Raw genomic sequence first — 20,440 nt, forward strand, 5'->3', positions numbered from 1 at the left:
CGTGCCGGCGTTGTCTGCCGCGCCGGAGCCGACCGCCGTGCCGGCGTTGTCTGCCGCGCCGGAGCCGACCGCCGTGCCGGCGTTGTCTGCCGCGCTGGAGCCGACCGCCACGCCAGCGCCGGCTGCTGCCGCCCAAGCCAGCGCAGGCGGCGCATTGGCCGCCGCCCCGGCCGCGGCCGGGCTCGATGCCCGCGCGGGCAGCCATATTGAGCGGGCCATCGCCGCGCTCGCTCAAGGACGGTTTGAGCTGATCGCGGCGATCATCGGCCGCAAGCTGGCGATGAACCTGCACCTGATCGGCGTCTCCGCCTGGAGCAAGGTGCTGCTGACCGGCATCGTCGTCATGGCCGCGCTGCTGTGGCGGCCGCGGGGGCGCATCCGGCGCTGGCAGAGCCGCTACCCGCTGTTCATGCACGGCTGCTCCGCCGTCGTAGTCGGCACGGTCGCCGCGCTCGTTCTGAACGACTCGGGCATCGTCGCCGCGGCGACGATGATCGTGTACGGCAGCGTGCCGCTGCTGCTGCTGCGGCTTGTGGAATCGTCGAAAGGGTAAGAGGCAAGGAGGGGTATTTCTTAAATTTACCGAGATTTCACGAGATTTACGCGGCCAGCTGCTCCCGCGGCGCGACAGCGAGCTGTTTCAGCGGCCGCCTGCTTCGCCGAAAGTGTAAAAGTGGCATTCCATCAAAGGAGCATGTCGTTCCCGGGCAGCGGCTCTGACAGCTCAAATAGCAGGGTAGCAGGGCGGCCAGCTTTGAGCGTGGCTATCTGAATCGTCGCCCGAAGGGTGAGCGGCATTCCAGCGATAAGCGCTTCGCTTACTCCGCCAGCTGCTCCCATTGCTCGTAACAGGCGGTCAGCTGCTCTTTTTTCGCCTCGATCGCCGCGTTCTTTTGCTGCACGAGCACGTAGTCGTTATAGACCTCCGGCTGAGCCAGCTCTTCTTCCAGGGCGGCGATGTCCGTCTCCAGCTCGGCGATTTGCCGCTCAAGCTGCTCCAGCTTGCGCTGGCGGCTGCGCTCCTCGCGTCTCGCCTGCTTGGCGGCTTCGTAGCTGCCGCTGCCCGCAGCCGGCTCGCCGGTGCCGGACGAGGCTTGCTCCGCTGCGGCAGAGCCACCTCGCGCCCCGCTGCTGCTTGCAGCCGGTTGACCCGCCTCGAGCTCGGCCAGCTCCGCTTTTTTCTCCAAATAATCGTCATAATTGCCAAGGTACGATATAATGCCGTCCGGAGTCAGCTCCAGCATGCTTTCCGCCATTTTGTTCAGGAAATAGCGGTCGTGCGAAATGAACAGCAGCGTGCCCTCGTAATCGATCAGGGCGGATTCCAGCACCTCTTTGCTGAACAGGTCGAGGTGGTTGGTCGGCTCGTCGAGAATAAGCACGTTCGCTTTCTGAAGCATCAGCTTGGCCAGCGATACTCTCGCTTTCTCGCCTCCGCTTAAAGAGGATATTTTCTTGAACACGTCCTCGCCGCTGAACAGAAAATTGCCGAGCACGGTGCGGATGCGGGCCTCTTCCAGGTGCGGATAGGCGCTCCACAGCTCCTCCAGCACCGTGTGATTCGGATTGAGCCCCCGCTGCTCCTGATCGTAATAGCCTATGCGCACATTCGTTCCCCATTCGATTATGCCGGCATCCGGCTTATGCTCGCCGATGAGCGCTTTGAGCAGCGTTGATTTGCCGATCCCGTTCGGACCGATGAGAGCGGCGGTGTCGCCGCGGCGAAGATGGAACGATGCCCGGGAGAACAGCGGCGTAGCGCCCTCGTCATACGAGACGGTCAAGCCGCGCACATCCAGCACTTCCTTGCCGGACGTCTGCTCGACCTCGAAGGAGAAGCTGGCCCGCTTCAAATCGCCGAGCGGCTTCTCGATCCGCTCCATCCGCTCGAGCGCCTTGCGGCGGCTTTGCGCGCGCTTGGTCGTGGAGGCCCGCACGATGTTGCGGCGGATGAATTCTTCCATCTTGGCGATCTCGCCCTGCTGTTTTTCATACTGCTTGGACAGGCTTTCGTATTCCGCCTGCTTCAGCTCGATATAGCGCGAGTAATTCCCGGTGTAGCGGCGGGAGGCGGTGCGCTCGATCTCATAGATCGTGTCCACCATCGCGTCCAAAAAATACCGGTCATGCGATACGACCAGTATCGCCCCGGGATACGAGCGCAAATATTGCTCCAGCCACGTCAGCGTAGGGATGTCCAGATGGTTGGTCGGCTCGTCGAGCATGAGCAGATCCGGCGCCTGCAGCAGCATCTTGGCCAGCGCCAGCCGCGTTTTCTGGCCGCCGCTCAAGCTGTTCACAGGCGTATCCGGGGCAAAATGGCCGAAGCCCATCCCGTGCAGCACGCTGCGGATGCGCGCCTCGATCTCGTACCCGCCCTGCTCGCGGTACCATTCGGAGCGGGCGGCGTAACGGTTCATCGTCTCTTGCGTCCGCCGCTCGTTGGCCAGCACCGCCGGGTCGGACATCTGGGCTTCCAGCTGACGAAGCTCGTTCTCGACTTCCTTGAGGTGAGCGAACACGCTGCGCATTTCCTCCACGATCGTCCGGTCGGAGACGAGCCCGCTGTTTTGCTTTAAATAGCCGATTTTCGTTTCCTTCGCTTTGAAAATGTCTCCGCTGTCGTAAGACAGCTCGCCGGCGATAATTTGCAGCAGCGTCGATTTGCCGGCGCCGTTCACCCCGACCAGACCGATCTTCTGGCGCGGCTCGATTTGCAACGATATATTGGAAAGCACGGTGGTTGCACCGTAGCTTTTGGTGACTCCTGAAACTTGCAGCAGCATTACCTGATCCTCCCGATCCAGCTCAAACATGTCTCATTTCAGTGTACCATAAGCCGGGGTGAAATTCGATTTTCTTAAAGCGCGAACTGCCGGGAGTCCCGCGGGCGCCTGCCGCTTCCTGCCGAAAACGCCGATTCCCTCCGCCTTCCTGCCGGGGAAGGCTGTTTTTCTTCACATAATGTGCTAGAATGATGATATTCTATACTTGACAATCGAAGAAAGGCCATATATCAATATGAATATTAAAGAACGAAAAATCGAGCTTCGCCGTCAGGCGGAAGCCCGCCGCGCTTCGCTTTCCGCCGAGGAAAGGGCAAGCAAGTCGGCACTGATCTGCGACAGGCTGCTCGAGCGTCTGGACGCATGGCCGGGGATGACAACGGGCGGACAAGCCCGTCGGCGCCCTACGCTGTTTACGTATATGCCGATCAAAACAGAGGTCGATGTCACGCCGGTCATGGAAGCGTGCTGGGAGCGGCGCATTCGGGTCGTCGTTCCGCGGACGTATCCCGAGCAGAAGCATTTGAAGCTGTTCGAGGTGCGGTCGTACGACGATTTGGAACGCAGACGCTGGGGCATTCGCGAGCCGAAACGGCATACTGCTATGCTGCACGATATCCGCGACGTCGATGTCGCGCTCGTCCCGGGACTCGCCTTCGACCTGAATATGGGCAGGCTCGGTTACGGGGGAGGCTTCTACGACCGTTTCATGCAGCAATTCGTGCGGGCGGGCTGGGGCAAGCCGTATATCGTAGCGGCAGCCTTCGATATCCAGATCATCCGGGAAGTGCCGATGGGGATGTTCGATTTTCGGATCGACGAGATCGTGACGGAATCCCGTATGATTTCCCCCTCGTCCTGAGCGGATTATCGAAGGAGCGGGCCCGGGAGTATTTTCAAGAGAGTCCGCAAATGTTGTATTTTGTACAACAAAAACGGGGGGATAAACCCTATTTACGGCCCAATGTTGCACTTTGTACAACATTTCGGGCGATTTTCCCGGGTTTGAAGCCAATCGTCCCCTAATTGTTGCACAAAATACAACATTACCCGTTACCCTGTGCAAGGGGGGCGGCAAATGTTGCATTTTTTGCAGGATTTGTCGCTTCATGTGCTTGGGGAGGGGCCGCGGGTCCGGCGCTATTTTCAAGATAGACCCCCATGCCGCTGGCGCGGCACCATCAGATGGTGAAAATGGGCCGCGCACCCTGGGGGCTATTTTCAAGATAGACGCCTATGACGGGCACTTCCTTCGTCATCGGTCGTCACCTGCGGTATTGAAATTTTGTCGGCGTATACCGCCAAATTTTCAAAATAGATAGGGGTGTATGCTTGTGTCCGATCGGTCGCCGTCGCATGATGCGACATTGTCCCATTTTAACGAGCAGGGCCGGGCTCGGATGGTCGATGTCACCGACAAGCCTGAGACGCATCGGGCTGCGGTGGCCCGGACCTCCGTCAAGATGCAGCCGGAGACGCTTACGCTGATCAAAGAAGGCCGTATCGGCAAAGGCGATGTGCTGGCTGTGGCGCAGATCGCGGCGGTGATGGCCGCCAAGCGGACGTCCGACTGGATTCCGATGTGTCATCCGCTGCCGCTGAGCGGGGTGAATGTCGTTTTTTCCGACAACGGGAAGGACGAGCTGTACATTGAAGCCGAAGTGAAGACGAAGGGCCAGACCGGGGTGGAGATGGAAGCCTTGACTGCGGTGTCCGCGGCGGCGCTTACGGTGTATGACATGTGCAAGGCGGCGGAAAAGGGCATGGTGATCGGGCCGACGATGCTGCTCAGCAAAACCGGAGGCAAGAACGGCGATTACCGCCGCTGACGTACCCGAGGGGAGGAGAACAGGCGATGCGCTGGAGAGTGGGGATACTTACGGCTAGCGACCGGGGATTCCGCGGCGAGAGGGAGGATACCAGTGCGCAGGTGATCCGGGAGCTGGTGGAGGAAGAGATGAACGGGGAGATCGTCGAGTACCGCGTCGTCCCCGACGAGAAGGACGAGATCATGGCCGCGCTGATCGAGATGACCGATTACTTCCGGGCGGATCTGATCTTCACGACCGGCGGCACCGGGCTGGCCGCGCGCGACGTGACTCCGGAAGCGACGCTGGCGGTCATCGACCGCGAGGCGCCAGGCTTCGCCGAAGCGATGCGGATGAGCTCCATGCAGAAGACGCCGCGGGCGATGCTGTCCCGGGCCGTCTGCGGCATCCGCAACCGAACGCTGATCGTCAATTTGCCGGGCAGTCCGAAGGGCGTTACCGAGAATTTGGGCGCCATTCTGGATCAGCTTCCGCATGCGCTCGGCATCTTGACCGGCCGGGAAGGGGATCACGGCAATGAAGCCTGATGCCTTGCTGCGGGAAGTGAAGGTGGAGGACGCTGTCGGCATGGTGCTGGCGCACGACCTGACGCAGATCATCCCCGGCCAGTTCAAGGGGCGGCTGTTCAAGAAGGGCCACGTCATCCGGGAAGAGGACATTCCCGCGCTGCTCAGCATTGGCAAGGAGCATATTTATACGCTGCACCTGACGGACGGCTGGCTGCATGAAGACGAGGCGGCCGGCCGCATCGCTGCCGCAGCCGGAGGCGATCATGTGCAGTTCGGTGCGCCGCATGAAGGGAAGATTACGCTGAAGTCGGCGATACGCGGGCTGGCCAAGATCGACAAAGACCGGGCCGACGCGGTCAATGCGATCGATCAGGTGATCGTCTCGACGATCAAGACCGATACGGTCGTGCAGCCGGGCCAGGCGCTCGTTGGCACGCGAGTCATTCCGCTGGTCATCGAAGAAGAGACGGTTGCCCGAGCCGTCCGCGTGCTGGACGAGCCGCTTGTTAAGGTGAAGCCGTTCCGGCCATTGAAGGTCGGCCTGATCACGACCGGCAGCGAGGTGTTCAAAGGCCGAATCGCCGACAAGTTCGGGCCTGTCGTCAAGGAGAAGGTGGCGGCCTTTGGCTCCGAGGTGATCGACCAGCGCTTTGCGCCAGACGATACCGATACGATCGTCGCGGAGATTCGGCGTTTTTTGGAGCGGGACCGGGTCGATATGCTGCTGCTGACAGGCGGGATGTCGGTGGATCCGGACGATAGGACGCCGGGAGCGATCAAGCGGGCGGGCGCCCGCATCGTCAGCTACGGCACGCCGATGCTGCCCGGCTCGATGCTGCTGATCGGCTATATGCCGCGCGGAGCGGAGGAGGTCCCGATCATGGGGCTGCCCGGGTGCGTCATGCACGATCCGTACACATCCTTCGACGTGCTGTTGCCGCGCGTCTGCGCAGGCGAGACGGTGACGCGGGACGACATTACGGCGATGGGCTACGGCGGCCTGCTGGGCTGCTGAGCTGCTGAGCGCTGCCGTGCTTCTCACGGCCAAGCGGCGAGGCGGCTGCCCGAATTCATGGCCGGAAGCGTTAGGGGCGAACGAATCCTTCGTCAGCGGACGTCGCCTGCGGTATTGAACATTCAACGCGCGGACAATGCTGAATTTTCCAGAGAATCAGCCCAGTGTTGTATTTTGTACAGCAAAAAAGGGGAAATAAACCGCATTGGCGGCTCAATGTTGTAGAAAGTGCAAGATTTCGGTCGATGTTCCTCGATTTGAAGTCCGTCACGCTCAAATTGTTGTACGATTTGCAGCATTCCCCTTCCTCTTGTACGAAGGATGCGGTAAATGTTGCATTTTTTGCAGGATTTGCCGCCTGATAAGGCTCGGGGAAGGGCAGCGCTAACGCGGAGTTCGGGGGCCGCCGGGTGAGTATCACCGGTCGCAGCGAAGGATTAGGTTTGCACGATAAAGGGTCATGCCAAAGGCAAGGTTTTTCTTATTTAAAGAAAGGATCGATCCATGATGCTTGGAAATATCGGATTCAGCGAAATCTTGTTAATTCTCCTGATCGCGCTGCTGCTGTTCGGACCGAGCAAGCTTCCCGAGCTTGGGCGCGCGCTGGGCCGGACGCTTCGCGAATTCAAGGAGGCTTCGAGCGGGATTGTGGCCGATGAACCGAAGGCGCCGGAGCGCAAGGACGTGACGCCTGTGGCGGAGACGATGCCTGCCTCCTTGACGGCCGCCGAGGCTGCCCGTCCGGCCGAGCCGTCCGCAGCTGCAGGAGAACCGCGGAGACTGCCGGATTGATCGACATAAGTCCAAATGGGTTGGTGAAAAGATGGACAAGGAATTCGAAGAGGGCATGACCTTGGTCGAGCATCTCGGGGAACTGCGAAAACGGATTATCTGGGTTTTGCTGGTGCTCGCTGTCGGTATGGTGGTCGGTTTCATCACGGCGAAGCCCATGATCAATTACCTCCGCTCCGTCCCCCCGGCGAACGGGATGGAATGGAACATCTTCAACCCGTGGGACGCCATTAAGATGTATATGAATTTCTCGTTCATCACGGGACTGATTATCGCTTTGCCGTTCACGTTGTACCAGCTCTGGGCTTTTCTGAAGCCGGGCCTTCGCGAGGAGGAGCAAAAAGCGTCCCTGATGTTCGTGCCGTTCGCTTTAATCCTGTTTCTTGCCGGTCTTGCTTTCGGTTATTTCATCGTGTTTCGCATGGCATTCCTGTTTACGTCCTCCATCGCACAAAGTCTCGGTCTGCAGGAGACGTACGGCATTTCGCAATATTTCTCGTTTATGTTCAATATTATTTTGCCGCTGTCCCTCTTGTTCGAGCTGCCGCTCGTCGTGATGTTTCTGACCAAGCTGAGGCTGATGAATCCGGATCGGCTGCGCAAAATGCGCCGCTACGCCTACTTGCTGCTGGTAGTCGTCTCGACGCTGATTACCCCGCCGGACGCGATATCGGCCATTATCGTCGCCGTGCCGATGATCGTGCTGTACGAGTTCAGCGTATTTTTGTCCAACATTGTATACCGGAAGCAGCTGATTCAGGACCAGGAATGGGAGCAAAAATACAGCCGCAGCGAAGAAAGCGCAACGTGATGTTTCGTCCGCCGATGGGGCGGATTTTTTTGTGGGTGAAACAAGGAAAGGAATTCAAGGCACCCGAACAATGTTACTGCCCAATAACAATGTCATGGAGAGGGGCTTGAATTCCTTGTCAACTATATTCGACGTCAGATCCCAAATCCCTTCAAAATCTGGGAACGAATTTTTATAGCCGCCTATGACGAGCGTCTCCTTAGTTCATCAGCTGCATCTGCGATGTTGAAAATTCGCTCCGTGGATGCCGACGAAATTTCAAAATAAACGGCCATCCGCTTGCACGGCACCATCAGATGATGAAAATGAGCCGCGCACCCCGGGGCTATTTTCAAGATAGACCCCCATGCGCTTGCGCAGCGCCATTAGATGGCGAAAATGAACCGCACCCCCCGGCTCGTGCGGGCGGCCAGCTGCGGAAAAAGACGGGCATTGACGAAAAGCGGCAGACGGTAGGAAGTATATTTTTCCAGCGTAGGGATAGAATGAAGGAGGTGCGAAAATATTAAACTCCCCTCTTGCAAAATTGCCGTAAACTGATTATCATAATAATTGTTGTTAGCACTAAACACTTCCGAGTGCTAATAACATTATCACACTAAGCAACACCATATTAAAGGAGGCTATTTTCTCATGATCAAACCGTTGGGTGATCGCGTTGTCATCGAAGCCATCGCTAAGGAGGAAACCACCGCTAGCGGTATTGTCCTGCCAGACACCGCGAAGGAGAAGCCGCAAGAAGGCAAGGTCGTTGCTGTTGGCAGCGGCACGCTGAAAGACGGCGAACGGATTCCGCTTGAAGTGAAGGAAGGCGACCGCGTGATTTTCTCCAAATATGCGGGCACGGAAGTGAAATACGAAGGCCGTGAGCTGCTGATTATGCGCGAAAGCGACATTCTGGCCGTCCTGGCTTAATCTCGCGATCGTGGCCTGTACTTAAGGTCTTACCCATTTACTTAAGTTTGCGCTTGAGAACGTTCAAATACATGACAAATCATTAGGGAGGGTTTCATTCATGGCAAAGGAAATTAAATTCAGCGAAGACGCTCGCCGTGGAATGCTTCGTGGTGTGGACGCGCTGGCTAACGCCGTTAAAGTTACGCTCGGACCGAAAGGACGCAACGTCGTTCTGGAGAAGAAATTCGGCAGCCCGCTCATCACGAACGACGGCGTAACGATCGCCAAAGAAATCGAGCTGGAAGATCCGTTCGAGAACATGGGCGCGCAGCTCGTTAAAGAAGTTGCTACGAAAACGAACGACGTTGCCGGCGACGGTACGACGACGGCTACGGTGCTGGCTCAAGCGATGATTCGCGAAGGGCTGAAAAACGTAACTGCCGGCGCGAACCCGATGGTTCTGCGCAAAGGTATCGACAAAGCGGTTAAAGCAGCTGTCGAAGAGCTGAAAAAGATCTCCAAGCCGGTTGAAGGCCGTCAAAATATCGCTCAAGTCGCTGCGATCTCCGCTGCCGACGAAGAAGTGGGCGAACTGATCGCCGAAGCGATGGAGAAAGTGGGCAAAGACGGCGTTATCACTGTCGAAGAGTCCAAAGGCTTCATCACTGAGCTGGAAGTCGTGGAAGGCATGCAGTTCGACCGCGGTTACATCTCCCCGTACATGATTACGGATACGGATAAAATGGAAGCGATCCTGGAGAACCCGTACATCCTGATCACCGACAAGAAAATCTCCAACATTCAAGAGATTTTGCCGGTGCTGGAGAAAGTGGTTCAATCCGGCAAGCAGCTGCTGATCATCGCAGAAGACGTCGAAGGCGAAGCGCTGGCTACCCTTGTGGTGAACAGACTGCGCGGTACGTTCACTTGCGTAGCAGTCAAAGCTCCTGGCTTCGGCGACCGCCGCAAAGCAATGCTGGGCGACATCGCCGCTCTGACTGGCGGCCAAGTGATCACGGAGGAGCTCGGCCTCGAGCTGAAATCCACGTCGATCGAACAACTCGGTTCCGCTCGCCAAGTGCGCGTAACGAAAGAAAACACGATCATCGTCGACGGTTCCGGCGACAAAGCGGACATCGCTACTCGCGTATCGCAAATCCGCGCTCAACTGGAAGAAACGACGTCCGACTTCGACAGAGAGAAGCTGCAAGAGCGTCTGGCCAAGCTGTCCGGCGGCGTAGCCGTTATCAAAGTCGGCGCTGCAACCGAGACTGAGCTGAAAGAGCGCAAGCTGCGCATCGAGGACGCCCTGAACGCGACTCGCGCTGCTGTCGAAGAAGGTATCGTATCCGGCGGCGGTACGGCTCTCGTGAACGTATACGGCGCTGTCAGCAGCCTGCAAGCTTCCGGCGACGAGCAAACGGGTATCAACCTCGTGCTGCGCGCTCTGGAAGAGCCGGTTCGTACGATCGCCGCTAACGCTGGTCTGGAAGGCTCCGTCGTTGTCGAGCGCCTGAAGAAAGAAGCGGTGGGCATCGGCTTCAACGCCGCTACTGGCGAATGGGTCAACATGATCGAAGCTGGTATCGTCGACCCGGCGAAGGTAACTCGCTCCGCGCTGCAAAACGCTGCTTCTGTCGCCGCTCTGTTCCTGACGACCGAAGCCGTCATTGCCGACAAACCGGAAAAAGATAAACCGTCTGCGCCTGACATGGGCGGCATGGGCGGAATGGGCGGCATGATGTAAGCTCGCCAATAACGCCTTGAGCTGTGTGGCAACCGAATCGCCCACAGCTTCAATCAAAAAGCCTCTCAAAAACATGATTGCTTTTGAGAGGCTTTTTTTGGTGGTGCACCCGGGCATGGGCGATAACTAGGCGCTGAAAGTCCGCTACAGACTTGGCAGTAGGAACTGTTAGCTGAAGGCAAGGTGTCGGTCGTGAGTCCGAATCTGAAGGAAGCCGAGGCAGACCCTCAGTCTGACGAACAGAAATCACATATAAGCATAGGCGGGACGGACGAGCTTATATGACAAAGCGAAGTCCAATACTGCCCGAAGCCGACTATGTAAAATTCCATGCTTTCGTCGGTCTGACATTAAAACTTAGCGGTTGTGTTTAGCATCAAACCTTAATAGATAGTTTTCGCCTAAAACCATTCCATCTCTCCAATTCGGCTGGGGGGCTGAGATGAAGACGGCACATATGCTTGCGCGCATCCTTTTCCTCCGGCGATAGGAATCCTTGCGCATTTAAATACGGAGCTATGATGCAAAAAGACTGTTCAGAATGGCTGTGGCCAGTACAGGACTTCCAGCACCTCGCCACACTTGCTATGTGAAAGAAAAGACCCGATACCGAAGTATCGGGTCTTTTTCGTACCTGTTCCCGGCTCGCGGGAAGGAGGTCGATTAGTTAATGAAGTCAGCGGAGCTCAAGAAACGCTTCAGCATCGTAGCGGATTGAGCGCGAGTTGCGCTGCTGGAGGATTCCAGCGTCGAATCCGTCATGCCGTCCATCAGGCCGGCACGGATCGCTGCTGCGATTTCTGCTTGAGCCCAAACGATGTCGCTTGCATCCTTGAATTTGCCAAGGAGTTGAGCTTGCTCGTTGGACGTTACCGATGTGTCTTCACCAACGTAAGCCAGCGCACGAACGACCATAGCAGCCAATTCTTCGCGAGTGATTTGTTGGTTCGGACGGAACGTGTTGTCTTCATAACCATCGATGATGCCAGCGTTAGCCGCCGTAGCGACAACATCAGCATACCATGCACCGGAAGCTACATCGCTGAACGAAGCGCTGCCGGATCCCGGCGTCAGGCCGAGGGAACGAACAACCAGTGCTGCAAATTCAGCACGAGTGATATTGCGGTCGGCTTCGAACGTGCTGTCGGTTACACCGTCAACAACAAGCTTGTTCGCCAACAGTTCCACGTCGGCTTGCGCCCAGTGGCCTACGATGTCGGAGAAGCTCTTGCTGTGTTCGATAACCGTGTAGATGCTGTTGCCGTTACGCTTCAGGATAGCGAACGTGTTATCATCTTCCGTTTCGAACGTAGACGGTACGAAGCTCAGCGTGCTGCCGTTGAACAGAACGCCAGTTGCTTTCTTCGGATCAACCGATTGGCTCAGCTTCAGTTCGCGTTCAACATACGTTTTGCCGAAGTTGATATCAACAGTTTTGTTATTGCCAGTAGCTTCAACTTTGAAGTCAACAGCGTCGGCAACTTGCGTACCGCCGATAGCTGCAACCGCTGCTTGAACAGCTTCTGCATCGCTGCCCGTCAGCTTTTTGATCGTTACGGCAATCATAACATCGTCAGCTTTAGCTTCCAGCTGTTCTGCAATCGCATCGACATTGAAGACGGATACCGGCAGGATGTACGTGCCGTTCTCGCCAATAATCGTCAGCTTTCCGTCTTTAGGCGCGCCTACCAGACCTGCAAGGGCAAGCTCCAGCTTGTCGCCTTTGAAGCGGATGATGACATCAGAGTTCGACGAAAAGGCGTTTTTCAGCGTATCAGCGTATACTTTTCCAGTGGAAGCATCAATTTCCCCATTAATGCCAGGGAAGTATCCGCCACCGCCACCGCCTCTACGGCTGCTGCTGCTGTCAGAACGGTAAACGGTTTGGTAAACAGCGTCATCTACTGGTGTTCCGTTACCCGTAATCAGACCATGGAGGTTCAGATAAGTATAGCCAGTGACCGTTGTACTGAAAGAGTAGTAAGTTACACCATTAACATCAGTGGACGGATTTTGGACTTTAACTCTATCCAACAACTCTCCATTCGGCGCGTACAGGTAAACTTGCGCATTTACATCGTAAACATCAGAATATACGGTACCCGATACAGTGCTACCTTTATAGGTGACATCCTTAAAACCTGTAGCAGCGAACGCCATAACCGGCAACAGCAGCGACAGAATCAGCATTACAGATAAAGCTTTGGAAGTTTTGCTTAAAACTGCAGATTTCAAACTGTTCCTTCTCCCTTCAAATCTCTCTTTATTCAGTTGTGAATCAGCATTACGCATGGTCCATTCCACCTCCTTCCCCGCGTGTTTGATATATAACAGGGCCCGATATGGGTCCTTGTTACCAAAAGGACAGAAAAACCCATTAATATTCTAGCATCTCTAATGACAAATTGGTAGCATTTTGTATTAGGTTTTTATTTGCAATGCTGTAGCGATTTATATAAAAAATAGCTTAAAATCTTGCATTAAAGAGTCCTTCAATTTGCTTTTTTTCATTCGGGTCAGCTGCAATTAATTGGTCGTATATTTCCTGATCATTTTTTCCCTGCTTTTGCAGTGCGGCCAGATACCAACGTGCAGCGATCCGACCTGGCTCATCGTTGAATTGATCAGGATTCACAGCGGCTTTAAGGAAAGTTTCCGCCTCAGAATAATTACCTTTTATAAATTCCATCTGGCCCAATGCCTGACCCATAGAAGGAGTGAGTCCAAATGCTCGTCCTTGACCCTGGGCTTTAGGAAGGGATTCGAGCATTTTAGCTCTATCCATAACTAAGTTATAGGTTTCCATAGCTTCATTCCAATAGATATCTCGTTGCTCGCTGTTATTTTCCAGCCGGGCTTTGTCACCAAGTCCAACGAGGAACGAAATCTTTTTCTCGTATAAAGTAATATCCCAAGGGAAATTGCCGAACTCGGCATTAACGATTTCCAGAGCCTTTTCTGTCTGATCTTTCATCGAATAGATGTTAATGTGGCGTTCAATCAAAGAACGATTAAATGGTTCCTTATCAAGCACCGAACTGAGCAATTGGGACGCTTCGGTATAATATTGCTCCTGGTTCGTTTGGTCGTAGCCAGAAAGCAAAAGATCAATCTTGAGAGCAGTGTAATCTGGATGCTCGGGACGGTACTCCAACGCTTTATTCAATGGAGTCAAAATCTCCTCTATGCTTGCACCGCTGCGGGTAAGTCCGTATGCTTCTTTATATAGACTGTTGGCACTGAGCATTTGCGCCGTATTAAAGAACATCACTAAAGAGAAGATGGCCATAAGCGCCGGATAAACCCACTTGTAACGGATGAGTTCTTCAAAACTCCGCTTTAACATGAATGGATGGCCCGAGATCAGCGCACCTAAACTTAAGAAGACAAGACCGCTGATATACACGTAGCTCATATCAAAATCCATAATGCTGTGTACTAATAGAGAAATGACTACAATGAAAAACAAATATCTTTCTTCATGTGCTTCTTTGCTCGCTCGATACTGATGCCAGAAGATGATGAGCACATATCCTAACAAGCCTATTAAAATCAGAATACCTACAATACCGGTCTCCACCAAATACTGCAAAAAGAAGTTGTGCGCTTGCCGGACAGTGTAGGGGTTGTTCTGGTATTTCTCAAATAATGCCGCCCAAGCTCCGCCTCCGGCTCCGGTCACTGGATAATCCGAGAACAATTTGACGGCGTCCTTGTACATTGTAAATCTCTCGAGAACGCTGTGCTGGGCGAAATTAATGTTCTCAATCCGCTGCTTGATGGATTCGGGAAGCATGCCTGCAACAAATGTGTTGCCAAGCAGCAGGTACAGCCCTAGTGCTCCTGCAATAATGGAAACACCGGGAACGAGAATGTTGGCCAGCTTCCATTTCACTTTATGCTCAATCCCTCTTTGAAGGAGGGGATAGACGTATGTCTGCAACAACCAGATTAAAACGGCTATAGCTAGGGAGACGCCAATCAGAGTCCATATTCCGCCAGTCGATTGAGACAAGTCTTGTCTGAAAGCTGCTTCACCGGCCGCTGTGGTGCGGCTTAAAACCAGAAGCGTTGCTGCACCCGAGATAACGAGATGGATCAAGATCATAAGCTGTCTCGGCAAAGCGATAAAAGGGAGAATCAGCAATATCAGTACAGGAAGCAGGACAAGACCGCCGCGAGACAATGTCAATATAAAAGAAATAATGATCGGCACGAGCATAAAAGCGTGCACTGCTTTGTAGTAAGACTTCTTTCCGTCAGATATGACATAAACAATGCCTAACAGCAGAGCCATAAGAAATGCGGCATATGTATTGGCATATTGGAATACCGAAGTCAAGCGAAGCTCGCCCTCGGCTTCCATAACCGCATGAAGATATTTGCCGTTGGGTAAAGAAGTGAACCAACCGATTAAGCCAACGGCAATCTTCTCGAACCCGAACCAATAAAGTATTCCGAACCAGACAATCAGATAGCCTGACCATAAAAAGGCCTGGGTCAGAATGCGCAAGCCAATCTGACTTTTCGCTACATAAAGTCCAACGATAAAGGCAATGGCATAAAAGCTCTGTATGAACACCATGTTTGTCGAAAAATAATGAGAGGCTTCGGCAAACTTGGCCAGCACGTATGAAAAGGGCATGAACCAAACCAGCAATCCAACGACATCTTGATGAGTGTTTATTCCCCAGTGATTAAACAGATAGAAAGCCAGCAGTAACAAAATAATAAATCCCCACATTAATGCGGAGTAAATGGGCCTTTCAAAATCGACCGTATTTCCGTTAAAAAGAGCTTTTTGGAAAGGTGCCCAAAAGAGAAACAAGGCAGTCATTCCCGCTAAAAGCCAAAACAGGATTGAAGTGCTGTCTCGATGCTTCTTCTTAGTTATTTGCTTGTACATAATTTCTCTCCTTCGGATAAACCGCACTTTCGACAAAACGAGCGATTTGATCCTTGAAACGCTGTTCATTAAATGTCTGTGCATGATTGTGAATGACCATGGGATCAAAGTAAAGATCCATGTATCTCATCAAGGCGTCGGTTAATGCTGCGGTTGTCTGCTCTTTAAAAAAAAGTCCCGTAACGCCGTCAATAACCGTTTCCAAAGCTCCTCCTTTGCCATAGGCAATAACTGGTTTGCCATGGGCTTGCGCCTCCAAAGGGGTTATGCCAAAATCCTCTTCGCCCGCCAAAATAAAAGCTTTGCAGCGCGAATAATAATCGTGGATTACTTCGTCGGGCTGATAGCCTAACAGCTGAACAGTGGGACCCGCAAGCTGCTCCAATCGAGGCCGGTCATAACCGTCTCCGATAATAATCAAAGGCCATTCTAATTGATTAAACGTTTCAATGACAAGATCGATTCGTTTGTAAGGAATGAGGCGAGACACGATTAAATAGAAATTTTCCGAAGTCGCAGAAAGCTTGAGATGATTCAGTGATACGGGAGGATGAATCACCTGACTGTCACGCCGGTAATATTTTTGAATGCGTTTGGCGACATTAAAGGAATTGCTGATAAACGAATCGACTCGATGAGCTGTTGCTTGATCCCACAAGCGAATTTTATGCAATATAGAGGGCAACGCGAGTCGGAAAATAGGATTTCTCATTTCCTCCATATATTGATGGTACAAGTCCCATACATATCGCATCGGTGTATGGCAGTAGCATATATGCACTTGTGAAGGGTTCGTAATCACACCTTTAGCAAAAGCGCTGGAGGAGCTAAGAATCAGATCGTATTCTCTAAGATCTATTTGCTCAATGGCTAACGGAAATAAGCCGAGCATTTTTTTATAATGTTTCGCCGAGAAGGGGAGCTTCTGTACAAAGGTAGTGCGTACATCGGCTTCCCGAAAGCGCCGCGGCATCTTATCCAAATTTGAGATAATGGTATATATCGGTGCGTCGGGATATAAATCCATGAAGCACTCCAACACGCGTTCGGCTCCGCCGTATTGGTTCAAATAGTCGTGTACGAGCGCTACCTTCATCGCATTGTCTCCCTTCGCATGTACATTTAAGAAAAGAGCACTTTTTCGTATACCTTTTTCGTTGCGATGGCCGTCTTTTCCCAAGAGTAATGGGTGGCTCTTTCTAAAGACAGCTGCCGATATTGACGGTGAAGTTGTTCATCTGAAGTCAGTGAATGAATGCGTTCAGCCCACTGCTCGTAATCGTCCGGCGGAACGAGAATTCCATAGCGATCTATGATTTCCGGTATAGAGGAAACATTGGAACCAATGACCGGGATTCCGCACTGCATGGCTTCCAATATCGGGAGCCCGAAACCCTCATATACGGAAGGCATAACATAAACGGATGCCCCGTTATATACGGCAGGCAAATCCTCGTCATCAATATACCCAGCAAATATAACATGCTGCTCTAGATTGCGGCTTTCGATAAAATCGAATAAGGGACTAAACTTCCAGCCTTTGGCTCCTACAACAACCAATTTTAACGGCCTATCTATATTACGCAAAAGAAGCTCATAAGTTTTGAATAAACCCAATAAATTTTTTCTTGGCTCCAACGTGCCCACGAATAAGATGTATTGCTGTGGCAGCGAGAGTTTTCGGAGTGTACGTTCTACAATATCTGCCGGCAAAGGCCGGAAGCTGGGATCAGCGGCCAAAGGAATGATATCGATCTTAGTTTCAGGAATATTCAGCAGTCGAATAATGTCATTTTTCGTGTGTTCCGAAATCGCAATAATTCGTTCCGCCTTTTGGGCGCTATATGGCACCCAACGGGTATGGTGGCGATAAATTCGCTCACTTGTCGTTTCAGGATAAATCATATATGCAAGGTCGTGAATCGTGATAACACTCTTCCCATTCATAGACGGGGTAAGAGTGAAATTTGTTCCATGAAAAATCAATGATTTTTGTTTCGATAACAGGTCAAATGGAAAAGCATATAATGGATTCGGTTTACAGAGACGACGAATCACTTTGTAAGGATAGCGGCTGTTATAAACGAAACGAGAATTACCAACCGAATCGAACGGCAATTCCCCGGAACGAATATTTTTTAAAATGCGATTAAAAAATAACGTTAGATCAATGCCATCAAGCATCATTAGATGATTGCAAAGAAACCGAACGTAGTTTCCAATACCGGATCGCACTCCAAGCAAAGGCTGCGCATCTATAAATACTCTCATCGTTAATAAGCTCCTTCGCCTTTTAGAACAACCGGAATCGTTTTAAGCAATATTTTCAAGTCCAACGATACACTCCAATTTTCGATGTAATAGATGTCCAGGCTCATCCATTGCTGGAATGACAAATCGCTACGACCGCTTACCTGCCACAACCCGGTCATCCCTGGCAGCACTTCGAGACGTCTCCATTCCCAGTCCCCATATTGCTGAACTTCATTGGGCAGAGGTGGCCGCGGCCCCACTAAGCTCATGTCGCCTTTGATCACATTCAAAAGCTGAGGGAGCTCATCGATAGAATACTTTCTAATAAAACGTCCAACTTTAGTTGTTCTGGGGTCATGTTTCATTTTAAAGGCGATGCCATCTACTTCGTTATGCTGTTGAAGTTTACTGAGCAATGCTTCCGCGTCCGTAACCATGGACCGGAACTTAAGCATATGAAACATTTTACCGTTTTTACCGAGACGCTGCTGCCTATAAAATACCGGGCCTGGGGAATCCAGTTTAATTGCTATTGCAGTTGCCAGGAAAATAGGGCTAATCAAAACGAAAATGATGCATGCTGATACAATGTCAAATATACGTTTGAAGAGCAGTCCGAATCCCCGCATGGGAGTTTTGACCAACGTAACCACAGGCAGCGAGCTTAAGTTACCGATCTGTACGGTACTCATCACCAAATTGAACATGTCTGGTATAATCTTGATTTTGATATCAATTTTGCGTAAATCCGTAATAATCGAATGGACAAGTTCTCTTTCGGAAGGAATCGTAATAATCAATTCATCAGCAAGATGCTTTTGAATAATCTCTTTTAATTCAGAAGTCGTACCCAGGTATCGATAGCCGCTGAAATCTTTAACGACTTTATCATCCACAAAACCGACGATCTTATAGCCCAGCCATTTGTTCTCTTTGATCTCATCCATAAGCGATTGGCCAACTTTTCCGGCCCCAACGATAATAACATTTTTAGCCACGAGCTCGTGACGGGCGAAGCGAAAATAAATGAATCTTTTCGCAATTCGGAGCGCACCGCAAGCGACGACAGCACTTGCCCAGTAAAGGAATATCACAAGACGGGACAATTCAATGTACTTAAGGAAGAAGCTGACTCCAATGGTGACCAAAATAGCAAATGAAAATGCTTTGGACATCTTGAACAGTTCGTCAGCTAATCCAGAACTGGCTCGGAACTGAAATATTTTATAGCGATATACAAAAAACATGTAAACGATGGAGGAGATTGCATAAAAAATAAAGTAGCTTAAAAAGCGCGGACTATCGATATTGAATAAATCCATGCTTCTCTTAAACTCGGCAGCAATGCGATACTCATATAAATAGAAATAAATCAGCGTAAACAGGACGGCTTCAAGCAGAATGAAAGTCGCGCTCATGGCGATCGCGACATTTTTCTTCGTTTCCAGCTTCTTGTTAATCTCCAAAGTTGGAATCATCTGATTGGTCCGTTTCGACGTAACCGGATAATTCAACGCCGATTCCTCCATGAAATAAGTTCTCTTGCCTATTGTAGTGCGAAAGATGTTGAAATTGCAAGGAAATATGATGCCAGTATTTAGTAGTGAATAATTCTAATAAAGTCTTGATAATAACTGAAACTTTCCGCTTATTGATTGCGTCTAACTAATTGATAAACATTGCCATTTTTCTTCATTGCCTATCGTTTATGCGATGGGGTATAATGTTTGAAGTTATCAAAATAGGAAGCAGAAGCACGGTTTCTGTCGATTTATGGAGGAATTGTACGATGATAATGACTGCAGTGATCATGGCGGGGGGCAAAGGGGAACGTTTTTGGCCCAAAAGCCGGACGAATCTGCCCAAACAGTTCCTTAACATATCAGGCAATAAATCGATGATTCAACAAACGATTGCCCGATTGGAAAAATTAATTGATATTCGACAAATTTTCGTTGTGACGAACGAACTATATGCTGAACTGATCCATGCCCAGATCCCACACCTTCCGTTCGAAAATATCATTATCGAGCCGGTGGGGCGCAACACAGCTCCATGTGTAGGCGTGGCTTCTTTAATTATTGAAGAAAAATTCCCCGACAGCACAATGGTGGTTCTCCCTTCGGATCATATTGTCGAGAATGAAGAAAGATTCGTGAGCATTTTGATTACCGCGGCAAAAGTGTGTGAGGAGAGGAGCGATGCCCTAGTTACCTTGGGAATCACACCGAATTATCCAGAAACCGGATACGGATATATTGAAAGCACAGATCGTAAGCTGGTTGTAAACCAAATGGATGTGCTGGAGGTTAATCAATTTGTTGAGAAACCCGATATTAATAAGGCCAAGCAATATCTGGCTGCAGGAAATTACTATTGGAATAGCGGTATCTTTATTTGGAAAACCGCTACAATCAGGCGATATATCAAGGAATTCATGCCGGAAATGCACGATATTCTCGAAACAATGAAATCTGCTTTCCGCAGTCACGATAAAAATGAAATTATTAAGATGGAATTCCACCGAATGCCAGACCAATCGATTGATTACGGCATCATGGAAAAAGTGAACAATATCTACGTGATCCCCTGTATTTTCGGTTGGGATGATGTCGGCAGCTGGACGGCGCTAGAAAGAATTAGCGAGGTAGACTCCAATGGAAATGTAATTAAAGGGAATGTATTGAGCATTGATACTAAGGGCTCAATCATTGAAAGTAATGGCAAGCTTATTGCTACTCTTGGGCTGGAGGATCTCATCATCATAGACACGGAAGATGTTACTCTGATTTGCTCAAAGCATAGGGCGCAGGAGATTAAGTCTATCATCAAAGAACTCAGGAATCAAAAGCTTGAGCAGTACCTGTAAAGAGGAGATTCTATGCTTAATAAAAT

15 protein-coding genes and 1 pseudogene are annotated in these 20,440 nt (G+C 51.4%); 10 read left to right on the top strand and 6 right to left on the bottom strand.

The annotated features are described in order from the left end of the window. Nucleotides 1–553: pseudogene (locus F591_RS32125) on the top strand (hypothetical protein); the annotation flags it as partial. Between the two features lie 265 nt (nucleotides 554–818). Here the strand turns inward: F591_RS32125 and F591_RS0122710 are convergent. After that, on the bottom strand, nucleotides 819–2,786 hold the full coding sequence (locus F591_RS0122710; RefSeq protein WP_026326829.1) for an ABC-F family ATP-binding cassette domain-containing protein: 1,968 nt from the start codon (nucleotides 2,784–2,786) through the stop codon (nucleotides 819–821). Between the two features lie 205 nt (nucleotides 2,787–2,991). Between F591_RS0122710 and F591_RS0122715 the strand changes: the two genes are divergently transcribed. The 8 genes from F591_RS0122715 (at nucleotide 2,992) to groL (ending at nucleotide 10,386) form a co-directional block, all read left to right on the top strand. Beyond that, nucleotides 2,992–3,648: a 5-formyltetrahydrofolate cyclo-ligase gene (locus F591_RS0122715; protein ID WP_245581105.1), complete on the top strand. Its 657-nt coding sequence runs from the start codon at nucleotides 2,992–2,994 to the stop codon at nucleotides 3,646–3,648. 466 nt (nucleotides 3,649–4,114) lie between these two features. Then, nucleotides 4,115–4,615, top strand: a complete 501-nt coding sequence (gene moaC / locus F591_RS0122720) for a cyclic pyranopterin monophosphate synthase MoaC (protein WP_051109244.1) — start codon at nucleotides 4,115–4,117, stop codon at nucleotides 4,613–4,615. A 26-nt stretch (nucleotides 4,616–4,641) separates the two neighbouring features. Further along, the gene (mog, locus tag F591_RS0122725) at nucleotides 4,642–5,142 is read left to right on the top strand and encodes a molybdopterin adenylyltransferase (RefSeq protein ID WP_019536907.1); all 501 of its coding nucleotides are present in this window, start codon (nucleotides 4,642–4,644) and stop codon (nucleotides 5,140–5,142) included. Then, on the top strand, nucleotides 5,132–6,139 hold the full coding sequence (locus F591_RS0122730; RefSeq protein ID WP_019536908.1) for a molybdopterin-binding protein: 1,008 nt from the start codon (nucleotides 5,132–5,134) through the stop codon (nucleotides 6,137–6,139). Before mog ends, F591_RS0122730 begins: the two co-directional genes overlap by 11 nt. Before the next feature lie 507 nt (nucleotides 6,140–6,646). Then, on the top strand, nucleotides 6,647–6,931 hold the full coding sequence (gene tatA, locus F591_RS0122735) for a twin-arginine translocase TatA/TatE family subunit (RefSeq protein ID WP_040742357.1): 285 nt from the start codon (nucleotides 6,647–6,649) through the stop codon (nucleotides 6,929–6,931). 31 nt (nucleotides 6,932–6,962) lie between these two features. Further along, nucleotides 6,963–7,742, top strand: coding sequence for a twin-arginine translocase subunit TatC (gene tatC / locus F591_RS0122740; protein WP_019536910.1), 780 nt, complete (start codon nucleotides 6,963–6,965; stop codon nucleotides 7,740–7,742). Between the two features lie 633 nt (nucleotides 7,743–8,375). Continuing rightward, entirely contained in the window at nucleotides 8,376–8,657 is a 282-nt protein-coding gene (gene groES, locus F591_RS0122745; protein WP_019536911.1) for a co-chaperone GroES, read from the top strand. A 100-nt stretch (nucleotides 8,658–8,757) separates the two neighbouring features. After that, nucleotides 8,758–10,386, top strand: coding sequence for a chaperonin GroEL (gene groL / locus F591_RS0122750; protein ID WP_019536912.1), 1,629 nt, complete (start codon nucleotides 8,758–8,760; stop codon nucleotides 10,384–10,386). Between the two features lie 663 nt (nucleotides 10,387–11,049). Here the strand turns inward: groL and F591_RS0122755 are convergent. The 5 genes from F591_RS0122755 to F591_RS0122775 all read right to left on the bottom strand — a co-directional run bounded on the left by F591_RS0122755 (nucleotide 11,050) and on the right by F591_RS0122775 (nucleotide 19,059). Beyond that, nucleotides 11,050–12,678, bottom strand: coding sequence for an S-layer homology domain-containing protein (locus F591_RS0122755; RefSeq protein ID WP_019536913.1), 1,629 nt, complete (start codon nucleotides 12,676–12,678; stop codon nucleotides 11,050–11,052). 175 nt (nucleotides 12,679–12,853) lie between these two features. Further along, nucleotides 12,854–15,292 carry an O-antigen ligase family protein gene (locus tag F591_RS0122760; RefSeq protein ID WP_019536914.1) on the bottom strand — a complete coding sequence of 813 codons (2,439 nt, stop codon included), beginning with the start codon at nucleotides 15,290–15,292 and terminating at the stop codon, nucleotides 12,854–12,856. Beyond that, a complete protein-coding gene (locus F591_RS0122765; protein WP_019536915.1) occupies nucleotides 15,273–16,388 on the bottom strand; it encodes a glycosyltransferase in 1,116 nt (371 codons plus the stop codon). Before F591_RS0122765 ends, F591_RS0122760 begins: the two co-directional genes overlap by 20 nt. A gap of 26 nt (nucleotides 16,389–16,414) precedes the next feature. Then, complete coding sequence (locus F591_RS28805; protein ID WP_019536916.1) at nucleotides 16,415–17,563, bottom strand: glycosyltransferase family 4 protein; 1,149 nt, start codon at nucleotides 17,561–17,563, stop codon at nucleotides 16,415–16,417. 2 nt (nucleotides 17,564–17,565) lie between these two features. Continuing rightward, a complete protein-coding gene (locus F591_RS0122775; RefSeq protein WP_019536917.1) occupies nucleotides 17,566–19,059 on the bottom strand; it encodes a sugar transferase in 1,494 nt (497 codons plus the stop codon). A gap of 275 nt (nucleotides 19,060–19,334) precedes the next feature. Here F591_RS0122775 and F591_RS0122780 point away from each other — a divergent pair, with 275 nt between their 5' ends. Next, entirely contained in the window at nucleotides 19,335–20,414 is a 1,080-nt protein-coding gene (locus tag F591_RS0122780) for a mannose-1-phosphate guanylyltransferase (protein ID WP_019536918.1), read from the top strand. Nucleotides 20,415–20,440 lie beyond the last annotated feature (26 nt).

Origin of the sequence: Paenibacillus ginsengihumi DSM 21568 (assembly GCF_000380965.1) — a bacterium.
GTDB classification, from domain to species: domain Bacteria; phylum Bacillota; class Bacilli; order Paenibacillales; family NBRC-103111; genus Paenibacillus_G; species Paenibacillus_G ginsengihumi.